Below are 19,025 nucleotides of genomic sequence, written 5' to 3' on the forward strand. Positions count from 1 at the left end.
CTGCAATTAATCCTACACTTTTGAGCACTCCGCACACACTCCCTTTACTACATAATTCACACTATGCAAAGTGAATCCTTTCGGTAAGTCGATAACCGGAATATGAATCTTTTCCAAACAAAATGTCCGATGGCATTTCTCGCAATAAAAATGTGAATGCAAGTCTTTCAGGACACAGTTGCAGGAATCATCGCAAACGGCATACTTCCACGAACCGCTTCCGTCGTCTATGCTATGTATCAGATGATGAGACAAAAAAAGCGTGATTGTACGGGATATAGTCGATTTATCAACCGTATCCAGCAACGTTTCAAGATCAAGCTGAGACACGGCACGCCCCGCTTCCATCATACTTTTCAATATGAGAAGTCTGATAGCCGTCGGCTTGATGTCTCTTTTTGCCAACTTATCCAGATAAACTTTTTCTTCCATATTCTTTTATTTTATCATTTTCTGTATCCTTACGGCATTCATGATAGCAATCAGTGCTACACCAACATCGGCGAAAACAGCTTCCCAAAGTGTAGCCAGTCCACCGGCTCCCAAAATCAGTACCAGCAGTTTCACACCAAACGCCAGTGAAATATTCTGCCATACAATCCTTCGCGTCAGTTTTCCTACCTTTATCGCTTCAGCCACTTTGGAAGGCTGGTCGGTCTGTATCACCACATCAGCCGTTTCAATAGCCGCATCACTGCCTAGTCCGCCCATGGCAATACCTACATTACTTAAAGCCAGTACCGGAGCATCATTCATGCCGTCGCCCACAAAGGCAACCTGGTTCTCCGTATGTTGGCGCAATTCTTCCAAATGCTTCACTTTCCCATCGGGGAGCAGATCACCATAGGCTTCCGAAATACCCAGCTTCTCTGCAAAGTTACTAACAATACTTTGTTTATCACCGGATAATATCTGAATGTTTTGAATTCCCAATGCTTTTAGGTTCTGAATGGCGATCTTTGCATCCTCTTTCAGACTGTCGGATAATAGCAGATAACCGGCATACTTGTTTCCTATCGCACAGACAACGATCGTATCTGTAATGGAAAGAAGTTCGGGCGGATATTCTATCTGAAATTTTGAAAGCAAACGCCCATTACCTGCCAAAACCTGAATTCCATTTACGGCAGCTTCCAGTCCGAGACCTGCATACTCCTTACTGTCGGTTACAGAGGAAAGCTCGATATCCCGCCGTCCGGCATAATTCACCACAGCCTTAGCAATGGGATGTGTACTGCTGCTTTCTACCGAGGCTATCATCCGGATTAATTCTTCTTCGGATACACCGGATTCACAGTTACAAGACTGCACTTCAAACGTACCTTTAGTAAGGGTTCCCGTCTTATCAAACACGACTGTATTAATCTTCGTAACAGCATCCAGATAATTTCCACCTTTAAATAAAATTCCCAACCGGGAAGCTGCCCCGATGCCTCCGAAGTATCCTAACGGAATACTGACCACCAAAGCGCACGGGCATGAAATCACAAGAAAGACCAAAGCCCTGTACAGCCAGTCATTAAAAGTAAATAAGAACTGGGGAGTGATCAAGGAATAAATAAACGGCAGTAAAACAATCAGAACCGCCAGCCCTATCACAATCGGAGTATAAACACGGGCAAATTTACGGATAAACAGTTCTGCCGGTGCTTTGCGTTCGGAGGCATTCTGAACAAGTTCCAGAATACGGGCAAGAGCACTTTTATCAAAAGGTCTGATCACCTTGATACGGATTACTTTATCGGTAACAATCATTCCGGCAAGTACTTCCTCACCCATCCGGATACTTCGGGGCACACTCTCACCTGTCAATGCCGCCGTATTGAAAGCAGCTACCTCATTGAGCATCATTCCATCCAAAGGAACTCTTCCTCCTGTCTTTATTTCAATTGTTTCTCCTACTTTTACGTTTTGAGGATTCTCAATAATGACACGTCCATCTCTGACTACTGCCGCTTCTTCCGGACGGACATCCAGCAGAGCTCCGATATTACGCTTCGCCTTATCAACAGCCTTTTCCTGAAACAGTTCTCCGACGGAGTAAAACAACATCACCGCTACTCCCTCCGGATATTCACCGATATAAAACGCTCCAAGCGTAGCTACAAACATCAGCGTAAACTCACTGAAATAGTCCTTATCCTTCATACTCTCCCAAGCCTCTTTCATAACGGGCAGGCCGACCGGAAGATAAGCCACGACATACCATATCAGAGAGAAATATCCTTCACGGAAGAAAGGTAACTCCAGAGCGTTCATGATGATTCCACTTATCAACAGGATAAATGAAAGTCCCACTTTCCAATATTCAGCGAATATTGATTCTTTCTTTTCAATATGTTTTTCGGGTGCACATTCGTGTGTATGTGCGCAACAACTACAATGTCCCATAATCATTCTTTCTTTTTTATCTGCTGCAAAGGTAGCGAATGATTCGTGCAACAAAGTTGCAAAAGAAGATGCCATAGCCAATCTCCAAATAAATATCGTTCAAGGGATTGGCATATAAAGAAAGTTTCCTATTTTTGTATCTAAACAAAAAAATGGGCACAGCCCCACATATATAAATGGGAATAAGTAATATAAAACAATTATATAGCGAATGGAAATCGCTTCAGCCTCTTAAGCCTGAGGACCTGAAACGTTGGAATGATAAATTCAAGTTAGAGTTTAATTATAACTCTAACCACTTGGAAGGAAATACACTGACATACGGACAAACAAAACTATTATTAATGTTCGGTGAAACTTCGGGTAATGCCAGCTTGAAAGATTATGAAGAGATGAAAGCTCACAACGTAGGACTGGAAATGATAAAGCAAGAGGCGCAAGACAAAGAACGTCCGCTGACTGAAAGTTTTATTCGCGAGTTGAACCGTACCATCCTTGTGCAGGACTATTGGAAGAACGCCAAAACACCCGACGGACAAGACATCCGTATGCAGATAAAAGTAGGCGAATATAAATCACGCCCCAATTCCGTACTGACCGCAACAGGAGAAGTTTTCAGTTATGCTTCGCCCGAAGAAACTCCGGCATTTATGACGAGTTTGGTAGACTGGTACAACCTGGAAGCAGACAAAGGAATACTGACTCCTGTTGAATTGGCTGCGTTGCTTCATTACCGTTATATCCGCATTCATCCCTTCGAAGATGGCAACGGACGCATTGCCCGTTTATTAGTAAACTTTGTGCTGCACCGTTATGGATATCCGATGATCGTTATTCACTCCGAAGATAAATCCAACTATCTGAACATCCTCCATCAATGTGATGTAGAAGCAGGATTAACCCCTTCAGATGGTGCTAATGCCACTTTAAATGATATATTACCATTCGTCAACTATTTGAGCAGTTGCTTGATACGCAGTCTGACACTCGCAATCAAAGCCGCCAAGGGAGAAAGCATAGAGGAAGAAGGTGATTTCGAAAAGAAAATAGCGATGTTACAGCGTAGATACTCAGATAAGGCTATCGAAAAAAGCAGCCGTTCCGTAGAACAGGCAAGAAGTGCTTTTTTTGAATTGGCCGTTTATGTGGAGCAAAAGATCAGTGGACTCCAAAAGCTATTTGACAGAACATTTATAACCAACACTCCCACTTGGAACATGGCTAGAAAAATAAATACACCCAATCCTGATGAGCCAATTATCCAGTCACACATTTTATATACTAAGTCAAAAGAGTATGGCTTTGTAGAGGATATCATACGTTTATCCAAGAAATCTCTGGTTGACTACTTTAAGCTAAAATATGATGCAGTAACTTTTCATTTTAATCATTGCCGATATGCAGGCGATAATACTTTTGATTTCCCATTCTGTATTTATATTCAATACTTGTCAGATGGATGTGAAGTAAGCTGTGATATCATTCCCAATTCTGTGAAACTGCCTTATAATCCGGATGTTTTGGCAGAAGAAGGCAAAGAATACATGGATACTGCTTGCAACGAACTACTCAAACTACTTGAAGAAAAAATGAATGATAAGTCACCAGAAAACTAAATCAATAACTCATAATCCACCACATCCAGCCAACGGCCAAACTTTAATTTTTCCTTCTCGAAGCAGGATACTTGCTTGAATCCGATTCAGCTATGCCGCCAGCGAAACAGTACAAAAAGCTATCGGCACAACGACGCTCCACAAAATAGTGGTCGTCTATCGTGGCATGGAGATAGTCGTATGTGAAGAAATCCCCGCTTTTCGTTGAGATTTCAGAATAAACACTTATCTTTGCATACACCTTTCTCCCCGTCAGCGTGACGTGAATGTAGGGGAAAGATGTTTTTTATAAATATTGGAATATAAACGTATTACTTCTTCGCACTGAAAGTTGGCTACTTGAATTTAGTGAGAAGTGATGCAACAGATATTCCATGCTGATTGTTATATAGCATCCCTATATATAAAATTGGCATGGATGTCTGTTGTTAATCACTATCACTAAAGGGTCTAGCCAACACCTCAGTCGAATAGTGAAACGACAACAGCGTCCGTGCCTTTCCTTTTTTACCCCAACCCCACATCCTTTTTTTAGGGAGAGTGCATGGACGCCCAGTCGTTTTTAGAAGACAATCAAAACAACGAAAGCGATATGGATTTAGAAGAAACACTGGCACTTAAAAGAACCAATCACGAAAAGCTCATCCGGAATATGGATAAAGCTATCAGGAACGAGATGCTCAAATATGAAGAAGCAGAATTCTACATCCGCTTGCAGAGCGAATGTTTCAACCTCTACCCGATAGTCGTTAAAGCATTGGCACTGCAAATTATGGATAACAAAAAGCGTAGCATCTTCTGCTCCATCGTAAAAGGACACAAGCTAAAACGTCTGGCTGACTTTCACAAGCAAACACCGGAAGAAATAGCAATAGAATTCCGTTCTATCGTATGCGAATTGCGACGCAAGATTAATAACGGAGCGTTTACAGCCAAAGAGTCTGTCAATCTCCGGCTAAAAATGGAACGGGATATATTAGAACATAAAATACGGGATTATGATGAATTATGCCAAAGGTTGCAGTTGAAAAACAAAATATTGCACGACCAACTTGACATGCTTCGGGATAATCAGAAAAGGCATTCGAAGGACGAACAAGAAATAACACATGAAAAAGAACAGGAAATAATACGGAAAACAAGAAAAGCATTGCTGGAAGAATTGCAGCGAAAGATGGAAATACAGATAGAAGAACAAACCCAAAACCTGCATCACGAATCTTTCGTCATGCGCTGTATGCAATGGTTGAAAAATGCCCTTAGGCTTCCAACCGTTTCTCACTAGAGTTAATAAAACACTTTGTTATTGTCACTTGTCACTTTTAAAGGATAAGTTCCTTATTATTAAGGCAGTAATGGTGATAATAGGTGGTGATAATAAGGTGATAATAGAACTTTTTCTGGTTTCTATTATCACCTGCTTTTAATAAGAAACAGGATTAACACGCTGATTAACAACTATAAAACAGACTATTCAGAAGCATTGGCAGCATGTGTTAAAAACTCCATTTTCAGCGTGAATGTGCGTTGTTTATGCCATATATAGCTTCATCTATGCCGCCTGCATTAAGCCATAGCATAGTAACCTTAACAAGCTAACAAGGTTTGACTAATATATTTAGTACGTTTCATGTATTCGTTTCACGTACGTGGACCGTTCGGTTCACGTACATGACCCCAATAGACCACGTACGTGGACTGATGGGCCCATGTATGTGAAATGACTTCTTCTTACTGACGAAATACATTAATCTAACCTACATAATAGCCTAATGAACGGTTCTCCTACTATTAATCCCAGGTGGTTATCTTCCCCTTGTACGGATAAATGTTTGTGTATACTATAATAAAAGACAGGAGTTGCCTTAAGCAAACTTAAAACAACTCCTGTCTTAACTATTTAAAAGTATTACTGATTAAAGTTCCAGTTCTTTCCGGTCATTGCGGATAAATTCCAGCAACCGTTCCACCGCCTCTTCTTCGGGTATGTTCTTCTCTACACAAACTTTACCTTTATAAAGGCTGATTTTTCCGCGTCCGGCACCTACATAGCCGTAGTCGGCATCCGCCATCTCACCGGGACCGTTGACGATACATCCCATGATGCCGATTTTCAAGCCTTTCAGATGTGAGGTAGCCGCCTTGATACGCGCAATTGTCTTTTCCAGATCATAAAGCGTACGACCGCAGCCCGGACAAGAAATATATTCCGTTTTAGAAGTACGGGTGCGTCCTGCCTGCAAGATACCGAAGGCAGTAGCATCTACTACCGCATGACTCAGACTTCCTTGATTGAACAGGAAAATCCCGTCACATAAACCGTCAAAAATCAATGCTCCCATATCAACGGCGGACTTAATCTGCAAATCTTCCGCCTCGTCCTCCGCATAATGCTGGAAGAAAACAACCGGATTCTCCAGACCTTCCGTCATGAGTTGATGCACCAATGCACGGTGCTCGCCCAAGCGGTTCGGATGATTGCTCTGAGAAATAACCACAACTTCGGGATGCACCTTAAGACAGGCAATCACTTCATCCGTTTGCGCCATGTAAGGCATAAACAGGAATTTCAGTTCTGCACCGCACTCGCCCATCAACGGCAACTGCGCATGATTGAAAGCAGGCCATGTTCCGGCCTCCCCTTCCCATACATCGGCATCAAGGATATATTCCACTCCTTCTTCCCGCTGTTCGGGCAACGTTCTTCCGGCATAGATATAATCCGGAGTAAACTGCGGATTGACTTCCGTCTTCCCATCCATGCGGTCGGCAATAACGACAGGGAGATGTTCGCCCCCGATATTCCGCACTGCCCGCGTCTTGCGGCGCGAAGGAGAAAGATAATTAAATTCCGGTGCCTCCATACCCGGGATATAGGGATGATCCTGCCTCAACAGAACATAATCCACCAGCTTGCGCGCTACGGGAATTTCCGCTTCGGGAGCCTCACTAAGCGACACACGAATCGTATCTCCCAATCCGTCACAAAGCAGCGCACCGATGCCCAAGGCAGATTTTATACGTCCGTCTTCTCCGTCTCCGGCCTCCGTCACTCCAAGATGCAGGGGAAATGACATTCCCTCCTGTTCCATCACGGCAACAAGCAAGCGGACGGTCTTCACCATCACCACCGTATTGGAAGCCTTGATCGAAATCACCACATCCGTGAAATGTTCCGCCACACAAATACGCAGGAATTCCATGCAGGATTCCACCATCCCTTCGGGAGTGTCTCCGTAGCGGGACATGATACGGTCGGATAGGGAACCGTGATTGACTCCGATGCGGATAGCCGTATGATTCTCCTTACAGATATTCAGAAACGGCACAAAGCGGTCGTGAATCTTCTGTATCTCCTGCGCATACTCCTCGTCGGTATATTCCAGTTTCTTAAAAGTACGCGCTGCATCTACATAGTTGCCCGGATTGATCCGTACCTTTTCTGCATATTGAGCTGCTACATCGGCCACTTTCGGATTAAAATGCACATCGGCCACCAACGGAACCATATATCCCTGACTTCGTAGCCCGATATTGATATTCATCAGATTTTCCGCTTCCTTGACGCCCTGCGTGGTCAGTCGTACATACTCGCCGCCGGCATCGACGATGCGTTTGGCTTGTTCCACACAAGCTTCTGTATCCATAGTGGACGTGTTCGTCATCGACTGGATACGAATAGGATTGGGGCCGCCCAAAGGTACAGCCCCAATATTTACTTCGGATGTTTCTCTTCGAAAGTAATTGAATAAATCCATCTTTTCAATTGACAATTGACAGTTGACAATTGACAATTGAGAATCGAGAATCAACAACAAGCTCAACAAAGCACCCACAGCGCCAGCCCATTGTCAATTGTCAATTGTCAATTGTCAATTAATTAGTTTTATATTCGAACTTCACTTCTTTCAGTTCTTCGTTTGCCTTTACGATTTTCTTTTTCAGTCCTTCTTTGTAAGCAGCAAAAGCCTCAGCCAATGCGGCATCGCTCAATGCAAGCATCTGAATGGCAAGGATAGCCGCATTCATCGCTCCATTGATAGCAACCGTAGCCACAGGAATGCCCGGAGGCATCTGAATGATGGAGTACAGAGCGTCTACACCGTCGAGCACAGAGCCTTTTACAGGTACTCCGATCACCGGAAGCGTTGTGTTGGCTGCGATGACACCCGGAAGGGCGGCAGCCATTCCGGCAGCAGCGATGATTACTTTAATGCCACGGCTACGGGCATTTTGGGCAAACTCTTCCACAGCCTCCGGCGTGCGGTGAGCAGAAAGGGCGTTCATTTCGAACGGTACATGCATATCATTCAGCAGTTGCGCAGCCTTCTCCATAACAGGAAGGTCGGACGTGCTACCCATGATGATACTTACAATTGGAGTCATTTTCATCTAATCTAAAAGTTATTACATACATTCATTTACCTACCACCTCCCCCTATGGGGAGAGGCAGAAGTACTGTTTATTCAAATTCAGCCGTTCACTACCGCCTTGTATGCTTCGGCATCGAGCAGGTCTTCCGCAGCACTGGCATCAGCAGGCTTCATCTTGATCAGCCAGCCTTCGCCGTAAGGGTCTTTGTTTACCAGCTCCGGATTTTCTTCCAAAGCTTCGTTCTGTTCGAGTATCTCGCCTGCCAACGGTAAGAAAAGATCGGAAATGGTCTTTACCACTTCAATCGTTCCGAAAGTTTCTCCGGCTTCCAACGTTTCTCCTACGGTAGGAATATCAACGAATACAATATCGCCCAATTGTTCCTGTGCGTAATCTGTGATACCTACGTAAGCGATGTCTCCTTCTACGCGAATCCACTCGTGTTCATTCGTGTACTTCAAGTTCTGTGGAAAGTTCATAATAATTAGTTTTTAGGATTTATATTGTTTTTAAAATAAAAATACTCTGAATATAAGGTTGTACGCCGGATGGAGTATCAAAAAAGAGCAGACCAGCCCGACTACAAAACCGGAAAGGACCTCGCCCAAGGTGTGATGCCCCAGCACAATCCGCGCCGAGCCCAATATGCCTGCAATCAGAATAAACAGGCACAACCACACTACCGGATTATAGCTGAACAGCGCACTGAACGAAACCAGTCCCCCGATAATACCGCCCATCCCCGCCATGTGTTCGCTCAGTTTCCATTTCAGATTGACCAGAATGCAGATGATCGATATCACCAGGGAAACAAAAATGATTCCGGTCATATACCAGGGAATATTCAGTTTCCGCATCATCAGCAGGCAGAACACATACGAAATGATAGTCAGCAGGATAGGTACATAACGTTTCTTACGCTCACTCAGTTCCTGACGGGCAAACCCGTTGATCTTCCGGAACAGGAAAATGGTGATAGTGGGCGTCAGTATGGTGAAGCAGTAAACGATTCCCAACACAATTCCCTTATAAAGTATCGGCATGATACGGAGATAAGAAAACAGGAATAACACCAGAAACGCCAGAAACGGTATAGAAAATGGAGTAAACACGATGGAGGTGATCCGTGCCACCCGCAACATTGTTTTATCCGCTATGATATGCTCTTTTTCTTTATCCATCAGCACTAATACTTAATACTTTATAGTTAATACTTTAAACTCACTTTCTCAGTCTTGCCACCGGTATATTCAACTGCTGACGGTATTTCGCCACCGTACGGCGGGCGATAGGATAGCCTTTTTCCTTCAGGATATCCGCCAGTTCGTCATCTGTCAGCGGTTTCTTTTTGTCTTCTCCGTCAATGCATTCTTTCAGAATCTTACGTATCTCGCGTACGGACATTTCCTCTCCGTCTTCCGTCGTATAGCCATCGCTGAAGAAGAATTTAAGCGGATAGATGCCGAAGTTGGTCTGTACGTATTTGCTGTTACTGACACGGGAAATCGTAGAGATATCCAGTCCGGTACGTTCTGCCACATCTTTGAGAATCATCGGTTTCAGCAATGACTCGTCGCCTTCGAGGAAGAAAGGACGCTGCAAGTCGATAATCGCCTGCATGGTAGTCATCAATGTATTCTGCCGCTGCTTCACCGCATCGATAAATCCTTGTGCCGCATCCATCTTCTGTTTCAGGAACATCATGGCTTCTTTCGACTCTTTGGACTGGTTCGCCTTATTTTTGGTATGCTCCTCCACCATCTCGGTAAAGTCGCGGCTCATCCGGAGTTCGGGAACATTGCGGTTATTCAGGCTTACGTTAATCGTTCCGTCATCGTAGGTATCCACCAGAAAATCGGGAACAATCTGCTGAAGGTTTCTTCCGATGGTTTCTCCGAGCGAAGCACCCGGACGGGGATTCAACTTGGTTATTTCGGCAATCGCCTCATTGAAAGTCTCTTCTCTGACATCCAGTTTCTTAATGATTTTCTCCCAGTGCTTCCGGGTAAATTCTTCATAACAGTCACTGATGATGCGCTCTTCCAGGTTCAATATCGGTGACGGCTTCTTCTCTTCGCTCTTCTTGCGCAGAATCTGTATCATCAGACATTCCTGAAGGTTGCGTGCTCCGATACCTGCCGGGTCAAAATCCTGCAGGATGCACAGAGCCTCTTCCAGTTCTTCTTCCGTAGATTCGATACCGGCGTAGATAGCCAGTTCGTCACAGATACTTTCCAGCGATTTACGGAGCAGTCCGTCATCGTCCAGCGAACCGATCAGATATTCCACCAGTTCGCACTGGTGTTCGGTCAGGTTACGTTCACGGAGTTGTTCTTTCAGGATTTCATAAAAAGAGGTGGCGTCGGAGAAAGGAATATCTTCCGCCTGCTCGTCCCGCGAGCGGTTGTTTTCCTGCAATTTATAGTCGGGGATATCGTCTTCGGTGAGATAATCACTTAAAGAATCATAATCATTGGCATCGTTATCCATGCCTTCTTCCGGACTGACGCCATCGGCATATTCATCTGTGGCAGCGTCTTCTTTGCCTTCTTCAAGCGCCGGATTTTCCAATAGTTCAGCATGGATACGGTCTTCCAGCTCGACTGCGGGAAGCTCCAACAACTTCACGACCAGAATCTGCTGTGGCGAGAGCGTTTGTATCTGCTGTTGCGCCTGCGATTGTATTTGACGGGAACCTTGTGCCATATTCGTTTTTGCTTTCTACTGTTTCTCGCTACAAAAGTAACTTTTTAACGAGAGATTACACAGATTAGTGGGATTATTTTTAATCCTATAACACAAAATTCTTTATCTTTGTTGCACGAACTTAAAAATTAGGACAGTATGTTTGCCAAAGAGACGTATATGCAGCGCAGAGCCCTGCTGAAAAAGAATTTAGGCTCCGGAGTTTTGTTATTTCTGGGAAATGACGAGTGCGGGCTGAATTATGAGGATAACACGTTCCGTTATCGTCAGGACTCCACTTTTCTTTATTATTTCGGTCTTTCGTGTGCCGGACTTTCGGCCATCATCGATATTGACGAAGACAAAGAAATTATTTTCGGTGACGAATTGTCTATCGATGCCATCGTATGGATGGGCTCACAGCCTACGTTACGCGAAAAATGCGAACGTGTCGGCATCAGGGAAATGATGGCTTCCGCCGATATCGTCGGCTATCTGCACAAATGCGTCCAGAGTGGAAAAGCAATTCATTATCTTCCTCCCTACCGCCCCGAACATAAGCTGAAACTGATGGACTGGCTGGGTATACCGCCTGCACGTCAGGAAGGTTCCGTACCTTTCATCCGTGCCGTCATAGCTCAGCGCAACTACAAGTCGGCGGAAGAAATCGTAGAAATAGAAAAAGCCTGTGACGTGACTGCCGATATGCACATCACCGCCATGAAGGTGCTTCGTCCGGGAATGTACGAATATGAAGTAGTAGCGGAAATGAACCGCGTGGCAGAGTCCAACAACTGCGAACTGTCGTTTGCAACGATCGCCACCATCAACGGGCAGACGCTGCACAACCATTATCACGGGAATAAAGTGAAACCGGGCGATCTGTTCCTGATTGACGCAGGCGCGGAAGTCGAGTCGGGTTATGCCGGCGATATGTCGTCCACGATTCCTGCGGATAAGAAATTTACAACCCGCCAGCGCGAAGTTTACGAAATCCAGAATGCGATGCATCTGGAATCTGTCAAGGCGCTTCGTCCGGGCATTCCTTATATGGATGTATACGAATTGTCCGCCCGCGTCATGGTAGACGGCATGAAAACTCTCGGACTAATGAAAGGAAATACGGAAGATGCTGTCCGCGAAGGCGCGCATGCCCTGTTCTATCCGCACGGATTAGGACACATGATGGGACTGGATGTTCACGATATGGAAAATCTGGGTGAGATATGGGTAGGATACAACGGTCAGCCGAAGAGCACGCAGTTCGGACGCAAGTCGCAACGCCTCGCCATTCCACTGGAACCGGGATTCGTACATACCGTAGAACCGGGCATTTACTTCATCCCCGAACTGATTGATATGTGGAAAGCAGAAAAGAAGTTCACCAATTTTATCAATTACGACAAAGTGGAAACTTACAAAGACTTCGGCGGTATCCGCAACGAAGAAGATTATCTCATCACGGAGACAGGTGCCCGCCGACTCGGCAAGAAAATTCCGCTGACACCCGAAGAAGTGGAAGCTTTAAGATAACCCCTGCTTTATTCACAGATGGCACCGGAATTCACATAAAACGATAAATGCCTGTACTACAACAAGTATAGGCATTTATTATTTCAAGGGGACGGTCATATTTTTAAGTATTAGTGTCAAAATTCTTATGTCTATCCAAGACAATAAGCACTATATTTGCAAGTATCCCCCATCATAACAAACTATTAATACTTTAAACTAATGGCACGAACTACTTTGTTACTTTTATCTATTCTTTTTCTGCTGCCCACGAATGCAGCAATCAAAAAACTACAGGTTGAATATCTGACCAATCCTATCGGGCTGGACATAACAGCTCCCCGATTCAGCTGGCAACTAGAGTCAGCGGAAAGAGGAGTCAGACAAACAGCCTATCAAATCACGGTAGCGACCGATGCAGCCTGTCTAAATCCGGTCTGGACTTCCGGAAAGGTGGCATCTGACGAATCATTGCACATCTGTTATGCAGGACCGGCTCTCACCCCTTCCACCCGCTATTATTGGAAAGTAACCGTGTGGAACAACAAAACCGGAGAAGAGACTTCGACGGAAAAGGCTTTCTTCGAAACAGGACTGCTGTCCGACGGATGGTCGGGAGCGCAATGGATCAAGGCAACTCAAATAAACAAGAATTCCAAAATCAATCCGGAAGACAAGAAACAGACAAAGGCACGAATGCTGCTGGAAATGGATGTCACACTGACTTCCGGCAACGCATCCGTTCTTTTCGGCGCACGCGATGCTTCCAACGTATTCATGTGGTCTGTCAATACGCTGGACAATGAAAAAGAGCCTTTGATCAGAAGACATATTTATGACAGGGGACGCCTGCAAAGTTCGGATACTCCGATCGGCAAATTCTTCACTAAATCCGACTTGCTGAATAAAGAACACCATCTGGCAATCGAAGCAAAAGATGGAGTGGTCAAGACTTATATTGACAAGGTACTGGTGGATACCTATACCGACACCGATTCCAAACTATCAAATGGATATATCGGCTTCCGGGCATTCAGAGGGAATAACACCAACGAAACGGCCATGTTTGACAATATCGTACTGACAGAGTACGAACAGAAAGGCGACAAGGAAGAAGCCAAAGTCGTTCTGAAAGAGGATTTCGAGAAACCTCAGTCCGCTTTTGAAGGCGGAGAAATCGTATCTGTGGGAGGTAATCGTAAACTGAATATGGTTTCCGGTTCCGGCGATTATCGGGTATTGCAGGTTGACATGAGCGGAGTACCCATGTTCCGTAAAGAATTCAAGGCAAAAAAGAAGATTGCATCCGCCCGCATCTACAGTTCGGCTCTAGGCGTCTATGATTTGTTTATCAACGGACAACGGGTAGGAAACAAGATGGAAGACGGCAGCATACGCTATGACGAATTGAAGCCGGAATGGACGGATTTCAGCAAAACAGCCCACTATCAGACGTATGACATCACCGATTTGCTCCGGAAAGGAGAAAACGCAGTCGGCGCCCAGGTATCCTCCGGCTGGTGGAACAGTGACGTCTGCCACGGAGAGTATGGCAGTCACGAAGTAGGATTCATCGCAAAGATATTACTGAAATATACGGACGGCACTTCGGAAACGGTAGTAACGGACCTTTCCTGGCTGTCATCCATGGACGGTGCCATACGAATGGGAGACATCTACCACGGAGAAACTTATGACGCCCGAAAAGAAAGTGCATGGACGAAGCCCGGATATAATACTGCCAACTGGAACAAGACGGCTGTCAACCCTCATTTCAAAGGAGAGTTAATCGCCTTTGCCGGACCCACCGTTCAGGTACGTCCGCATCTGAGCCGTATCCCTTTGTCCACTACTGTTTACCAAGGTGAAAAAGACGGTAAAATCAATGTAGTGAGTATTACGGACAAACCGGCTCCTATCCGGCTAAAGAAAGGTGAAACGGCCGTCTACAACTTAGGTCAGAACATGGTCGGCTGGGTTCGGTTCAAAGTAAAAGGTGCATCGGGAACGGAGATGAAACTCCGTTTCGGCGAGATGCTGAACGACACGGGAGATAAATCACGCGGAGACGACGGCCCTGCCGGAAGTATATATACCGCCAACCTCAGAAGTGCAAAAGCAACATTGAAGTATATCCTGAAAGGAAGCAAGGAAGGCGAATCATTCCATCCGTCCATGACCTTCTTCGGTTTTCAGTATTGTGAGATAACGGCAAGTGAAGACATCGAGGTACTTTCCCTGATAGGGGAAGTGGTCGGTTCCGCTACCGAAGAGGGAGCTTCGTTTGTCACCAGCAGCCGGTCAATCAATCAGTTATACAGCAATGTCATGTGGGGACAAAGAGGCAACTATCTGAGCATCCCTACCGACTGCCCGCAAAGAGACGAACGTCTGGGCTGGACCGGAGACACGCAAGTGTTCTGCCGTGCCGCTTCTTATAATGCGAATGTATCCGCCTTCTTCGAAAAATGGATGAGAGATATGCGTGACGGTCAGCGAAGTGACGGCGCCTATCCGGATGTAGCTCCACACTCATGGGTAGGCTACGGACAGGCAGCCTGGGCTGATGCCGGTGTCATCGTTCCCTGGACTATCTATCTGATGTACGACAACAAAAAGATATTGCAGGACAATTATGCATCTATGGAGAAATACATGGAGTTCCTGTCCCGTCAAAAAGGAGACGGTTATAACTATAACGGTGCCGGAACAAATTATGGCGACTGGCTATCGTACGAAGATACCGAACGCCGCTATGTCAGTGTATGCTACTACGCATATACGGCACAATTGATGGCCAAAATTTCGGAAGCATTGAAAACGGACGACTGTGATGCCTACGCTTCCAAAGCAAAGGCTTACAGAAAGCTGGCACAGGAAATCAAGAAAGAATTCCAGACACGCTACGTCGATGCAGACGGAGACTTGAAGCAAAAGAGCCAGACGGCCTATCTGCTTGCCTTGAAACTGGATTTATTCCCGACAGAAGAAGCACGGAAGAAAGGAGTGGAAACACTGGTCCGCAAGATTACCGGCAACGGTAACCGTCTGAGCACAGGATTCGTGGGTACAGCCATCCTGAATCAGACATTAAGCCAGTTCGGAGAATCAAATACGGCTTACGATCTACTGCTGCAACGGAACAACCCTTCCTGGCTGTATAGCATAGACCAGGGAGCAACCACTATCTGGGAACGCTGGGATTCGTATACCAAAGAGAAAGGTTTTGGCCCCGTATCGATGAACTCGTTCAATCATTACTCGTATGGAGCAGTCTCCGAATGGATGTACCGCACAATGGGCGGTATAGATATCGACGAAACACGTCCGGGATTCAAGCACATCGTATTACAGCCGGTTCCAGACAACCGTCCGGAAGTTGCCGCCGGTCAGGAACGGATTGACTGGGTAAATGCTTCGTTCCCTTCCTGTTATGGAGATATAAAGAGCAGCTGGAAAAAAGAAAATGACGGAACAGTTTCTTACCAAGTGACGATACCTGCCAACACCACCGCCACTCTTCACTTACTATTACCTACTCTCGACTATGTAGTAGAAGAAAGCGGAAAAACTGCCGTGAAAGCGGAAGGAGTTTCTTCGGTTACTTTCATGAATGGAAAGGCAGTATTAGAACTACAGTCCGGTACATATCAGTTTGTGGTTAAAAAGGAAAACAAATAGACAGAATGAAAAAAATATATTTAGTGACTGCACTTGCATGTTGTGCACTGCAACCGACCCTTGCACAAAAGCAAGAAGAATGCAAGCCCGTGAACCTTCATTGCGACCACCTGATCAATCCGCTGGGTATCGACAATGCCAATCCCAGATTGTCGTGGATGCTGGACGATGCCCGACAAGGAGCCCGGCAGACTGCCTATCAGATAATAGTCAGCACAGACTCACTGAAAGCAAACAACGAAAACGGGGAAATCTGGAACTCGGGGAAAAAGGAATCGGATCAAATCCTTGTCACCTATCCGGAAAAGAATCTTCAACCCTTTACCAAATATTACTGGAAAGTGAATGTATGGGATAAGGACGGCAAAAAGGCTACTTCGGACATCAACAGCTTCGAGACCGGAATGATGGGAATGGAAAACTGGCAGGGCGCATGGATTGGCGACAACAGAGACATCAACTATAAGCCCGCCCCCTATTTCAGAAAAACATTCGACACTCAAAAGAAAGTCAAATCCGCCAGAGCGTACATCGCCGTCGCCGGTTTATACGAATTATACATCAACGGAGAGAAAATTGGAAACCATCGGCTAGACCCGCTGTATACCCGTTTCGACAGACGGAATTTCTATGTGACTTATGATGTGACCAACCAACTTCAGAAAGGTAAAAACGCGATTGGCGTACTGCTGGGAAATGGCTGGTACAACCATCAGTCAAAAGCAGTCTGGGACTTTGACCGCGCACCGTGGCGTAACCGCCCCGCTTTTTGCATGGACCTGAGAATTACCTACGAAGACGGTACTACAGAAGTAATCCGCTCCGAAAGAGACTGGAAGACTTCATCGGGCGCCTTGATCTTCAACAGCATCTATACAGCGGAACATTATGACGCCCGCCTGGAACAGAAAGGCTGGAATACGGCAGATTTTGACGATTCGAAATGGAAGGAAGCAGGTTACAGAGCTGTACCTTCTCAAAACGTCGTATCCCAGCAGGTACAACCGATTCGTATCGTAGAAACAATACCGGCAAAAGCGCTTAAGAAAGTGAACGACACGACGTATGTATTCGACTTTGCCAGAAATATGTCCGGAGTGACCCGCATCAAGGTATCCGGAGAAGAAGGAACGGTAGTAAGGCTCAAACACGGCGAACGCATCTATGACAACGGACGGGTGAATATGTCAAACATTGACGTATACCATCGTCCGGTAGATGACAAAGACCCATTCCAGATGGATATTCTCATCCTGAGCGGAAAGGGAGAAGACGAGTTTATGGCACGGTTCAACTACAAAGGCTTCAGATACGTAGAAGTGACAAGCAGTAAGCCTGTCGCACTCGATCAAAACAGTCTGACTGCTTATTTCGTTCATAGCGACGTTCCGCAAAAAGGAGAGATAAACACGTCAAACCCACTCGTGAACCGATTGTGGTGGGCTACCAACAACGCCTATCTGTCCAATCTGATGGGGTATCCCACCGATTGCCCCCAACGGGAGAAAAACGGATGGACGGGAGACGGACATTTTGCGATAGAAACAGCACTATATAATTATGACGGTATCACAGTCTACGAAAAATGGCTAGCCGACCACCGTGACGAACAGCAACCCAACGGAGTATTACCCGACATCATTCCGACCGGAGGATGGGGATACGGCACGGACAACGGTCTGGACTGGACGAGTACAATCGCCATTATTCCCTGGAATATTTATCTGTTCTATGGAGACAGCAAATTATTAGCCGACTGCTACGAAAACATCAAACGATATGTAGACTACGTAGACCGTACCAGCCCAAGCGGACTGACTTCATGGGGAAGAGGAGACTGGGTTCCTGTGAAATCGCATTCGTCCAAAGAACTGACCTCATCGGTATACTTCTATGTAGATACTAAAATACTGGCCAATGCCGCAAAGCTGTTCAACAAGCAGGAAGATTACAAACATTATCAGGCGCTTGCGGAAAAGATCAGGCAAGCGATCAATGACAAATATCTGAACAGGGAAACCGGCATATACGCCAGCGGCGTTCAGACGGAACTGAGCGTACCGCTGATGTGGGGTATTGTCCCCAAGGATATGAAAGCAAAAGTAGCCCGCAACCTGGCGAAGAAGGTGGAAGAAGCCGGTTTCCATCTGGATGTGGGTGTATTGGGAGCCAAAGCCATACTGAACGCCTTGAGTGAAAACGGAGAAGCCGAAACCGCTTATAAAGTAGCTGCACAAGACACCTACCCGTCATGGGGCTGCTGGATTGCCAACGGAGCCACCACCCTGCTCGAAAACTGGGATTTGAATGCTACACGTGACATTTCGGACAACCACATGATGTTCGGAGAAATCGGAGGATGGTTCTATAAAGGCTTGGGCGGTATCTTCCCCGACCCACAGCAGCCGGGTTTTAAACATATCCTCCTGCGCCCCAACTTCCCCAGTGATTTAAAGCAGTTTGAGGCCAGACACCGTTCTCCGTACGGAGAGATTCAGTCCCAATGGGAACGTAAGAAAAAAAGTGTTGTGTACAGCGTGACGATTCCTGCCAACAGCAGTGCCACTTTATACGTGCCCGATACTGTGAAAGGAGAACGTGTCATAGAGTTAGAAGCCGGAAAACATACATTCGAGTGGAAGTTGCTCTAAATTTACACTTAATAGAACATTTTATCGACCTCTGTTTTTCTAATCTTTCCTAATATTGCGGCGTAATTAACAAACCGATCAGATGGAAAATAGAATGAGAAAACGAATGACAGT

The 19,025-nt window shown here is 45.7% G+C and carries 12 protein-coding genes and 1 pseudogene; 5 read left to right on the forward strand and 8 right to left on the reverse strand.

Going from position 1 to position 19,025, the window contains the following annotated elements:
* Positions 1 to 12: 12 nt before the first annotated feature.
* Positions 13 to 432, reverse strand: a complete 420-nt coding sequence (locus KTR07_RS11495) for a Fur family transcriptional regulator (RefSeq protein ID WP_008763608.1) — start codon at positions 430 to 432, stop codon at positions 13 to 15.
* 6 nt (positions 433 to 438) lie between these two features.
* Positions 439 to 2,391: a heavy metal translocating P-type ATPase gene (locus KTR07_RS11500; protein WP_032850776.1), complete on the reverse strand. Its 1,953-nt coding sequence runs from the start codon at positions 2,389 to 2,391 to the stop codon at positions 439 to 441.
* A 176-nt stretch (positions 2,392 to 2,567) separates the two neighbouring features.
* On the opposite strand from KTR07_RS11500, the gene KTR07_RS11505 reads away from it, so the two are divergent.
* On the forward strand, positions 2,568 to 4,007 hold the full coding sequence (locus tag KTR07_RS11505; protein WP_117981415.1) for a Fic family protein: 1,440 nt from the start codon (positions 2,568 to 2,570) through the stop codon (positions 4,005 to 4,007).
* Here KTR07_RS11505 and KTR07_RS28410 read toward each other — a convergent pair.
* Positions 4,004 to 4,093 (reverse strand): annotated as a pseudogene (locus KTR07_RS28410) (N-acetyltransferase); the annotation flags it as partial. The gene KTR07_RS11505 and the pseudogene KTR07_RS28410 sit on opposite strands and share 4 nt — an antisense overlap.
* Positions 4,094 to 4,599: 506 nt before the next feature.
* Between KTR07_RS28410 and KTR07_RS11510 the strand changes: the two are divergent.
* On the forward strand, positions 4,600 to 5,292 hold the full coding sequence (locus KTR07_RS11510) for a hypothetical protein (RefSeq protein ID WP_062695990.1): 693 nt from the start codon (positions 4,600 to 4,602) through the stop codon (positions 5,290 to 5,292).
* A 631-nt stretch (positions 5,293 to 5,923) separates the two neighbouring features.
* Here KTR07_RS11510 and KTR07_RS11515 read toward each other — a convergent pair.
* From KTR07_RS11515 to rpoN, 5 genes are all read right to left on the reverse strand, one after another.
* A complete protein-coding gene (locus tag KTR07_RS11515; protein ID WP_117981414.1) occupies positions 5,924 to 7,765 on the reverse strand; it encodes a 4-hydroxy-3-methylbut-2-en-1-yl diphosphate synthase in 1,842 nt (613 codons plus the stop codon).
* 118 nt (positions 7,766 to 7,883) lie between these two features.
* Positions 7,884 to 8,393: a 5-(carboxyamino)imidazole ribonucleotide mutase gene (gene purE, locus KTR07_RS11520; protein WP_048691998.1), complete on the reverse strand. Its 510-nt coding sequence runs from the start codon at positions 8,391 to 8,393 to the stop codon at positions 7,884 to 7,886.
* An 87-nt stretch (positions 8,394 to 8,480) separates the two neighbouring features.
* The gene (gene gcvH / locus KTR07_RS11525) at positions 8,481 to 8,861 is read right to left on the reverse strand and encodes a glycine cleavage system protein GcvH (RefSeq protein WP_008765165.1); all 381 of its coding nucleotides are present in this window, start codon (positions 8,859 to 8,861) and stop codon (positions 8,481 to 8,483) included.
* A 30-nt stretch (positions 8,862 to 8,891) separates the two neighbouring features.
* Positions 8,892 to 9,563, reverse strand: a complete 672-nt coding sequence (locus tag KTR07_RS11530) for a hypothetical protein (RefSeq protein WP_008763602.1) — start codon at positions 9,561 to 9,563, stop codon at positions 8,892 to 8,894.
* 40 nt (positions 9,564 to 9,603) lie between these two features.
* Positions 9,604 to 11,088, reverse strand: coding sequence for an RNA polymerase factor sigma-54 (gene rpoN / locus KTR07_RS11535; protein WP_008763601.1), 1,485 nt, complete (start codon positions 11,086 to 11,088; stop codon positions 9,604 to 9,606).
* Positions 11,089 to 11,226: 138 nt separating this feature from the next.
* Between rpoN and KTR07_RS11540 the strand changes: the two genes are divergently transcribed.
* The 3 genes from KTR07_RS11540 to KTR07_RS11550 all read left to right on the forward strand — a co-directional run bounded on the left by KTR07_RS11540 (position 11,227) and on the right by KTR07_RS11550 (position 18,911).
* Positions 11,227 to 12,600, forward strand: a complete 1,374-nt coding sequence (locus KTR07_RS11540) for an aminopeptidase P family protein (RefSeq protein ID WP_008765166.1) — start codon at positions 11,227 to 11,229, stop codon at positions 12,598 to 12,600.
* Positions 12,601 to 12,801: 201 nt separating this feature from the next.
* The gene (locus KTR07_RS11545) at positions 12,802 to 16,260 is read left to right on the forward strand and encodes a glycoside hydrolase family 78 protein (RefSeq protein WP_117981413.1); all 3,459 of its coding nucleotides are present in this window, start codon (positions 12,802 to 12,804) and stop codon (positions 16,258 to 16,260) included.
* Between the two features lie 5 nt (positions 16,261 to 16,265).
* Positions 16,266 to 18,911, forward strand: coding sequence for a glycoside hydrolase family 78 protein (locus KTR07_RS11550; protein WP_117981412.1), 2,646 nt, complete (start codon positions 16,266 to 16,268; stop codon positions 18,909 to 18,911).
* Positions 18,912 to 19,025: the final 114 nt, after the last annotated feature.

Origin of the sequence: Bacteroides sp. MSK.20.82 (assembly GCF_019052485.1) — a bacterium.
In the GTDB taxonomy this organism is placed as follows: domain Bacteria; phylum Bacteroidota; class Bacteroidia; order Bacteroidales; family Bacteroidaceae; genus Bacteroides; species Bacteroides thetaiotaomicron.

Excerpts from the sequence above, each read along its gene's own strand:
- rpoN (WP_008763601.1), bottom strand. The coding sequence starts at position 11,088 with ATGGCACAAGGTTCCCGTCAAATACAATCGCAGGCGCAACAGCAGATA.
- gcvH (WP_008765165.1), bottom strand. The coding sequence starts at position 8,861 with ATGAACTTTCCACAGAACTTGAAGTACACGAATGAACACGAGTGGATT.
- KTR07_RS11505 (WP_117981415.1), top strand. The coding sequence starts at position 2,568 with ATGGGAATAAGTAATATAAAACAATTATATAGCGAATGGAAATCGCTT.
- KTR07_RS11495 (WP_008763608.1), bottom strand. The coding sequence starts at position 432 with ATGGAAGAAAAAGTTTATCTGGATAAGTTGGCAAAAAGAGACATCAAG.
- KTR07_RS11550 (WP_117981412.1), top strand. The coding sequence starts at position 16,266 with ATGAAAAAAATATATTTAGTGACTGCACTTGCATGTTGTGCACTGCAA.
- purE (WP_048691998.1), bottom strand. The coding sequence starts at position 8,393 with ATGACTCCAATTGTAAGTATCATCATGGGTAGCACGTCCGACCTTCCT.
- KTR07_RS11515 (WP_117981414.1), bottom strand. The coding sequence starts at position 7,765 with ATGGATTTATTCAATTACTTTCGAAGAGAAACATCCGAAGTAAATATT.
- KTR07_RS11500 (WP_032850776.1), bottom strand. The coding sequence starts at position 2,391 with ATGGGACATTGTAGTTGTTGCGCACATACACACGAATGTGCACCCGAA.
- KTR07_RS11510 (WP_062695990.1), top strand. The coding sequence starts at position 4,600 with ATGGATTTAGAAGAAACACTGGCACTTAAAAGAACCAATCACGAAAAG.
- KTR07_RS11540 (WP_008765166.1), top strand. The coding sequence starts at position 11,227 with ATGTTTGCCAAAGAGACGTATATGCAGCGCAGAGCCCTGCTGAAAAAG.
- KTR07_RS11545 (WP_117981413.1), top strand. The coding sequence starts at position 12,802 with ATGGCACGAACTACTTTGTTACTTTTATCTATTCTTTTTCTGCTGCCC.
- KTR07_RS11530 (WP_008763602.1), bottom strand. The coding sequence starts at position 9,563 with ATGGATAAAGAAAAAGAGCATATCATAGCGGATAAAACAATGTTGCGG.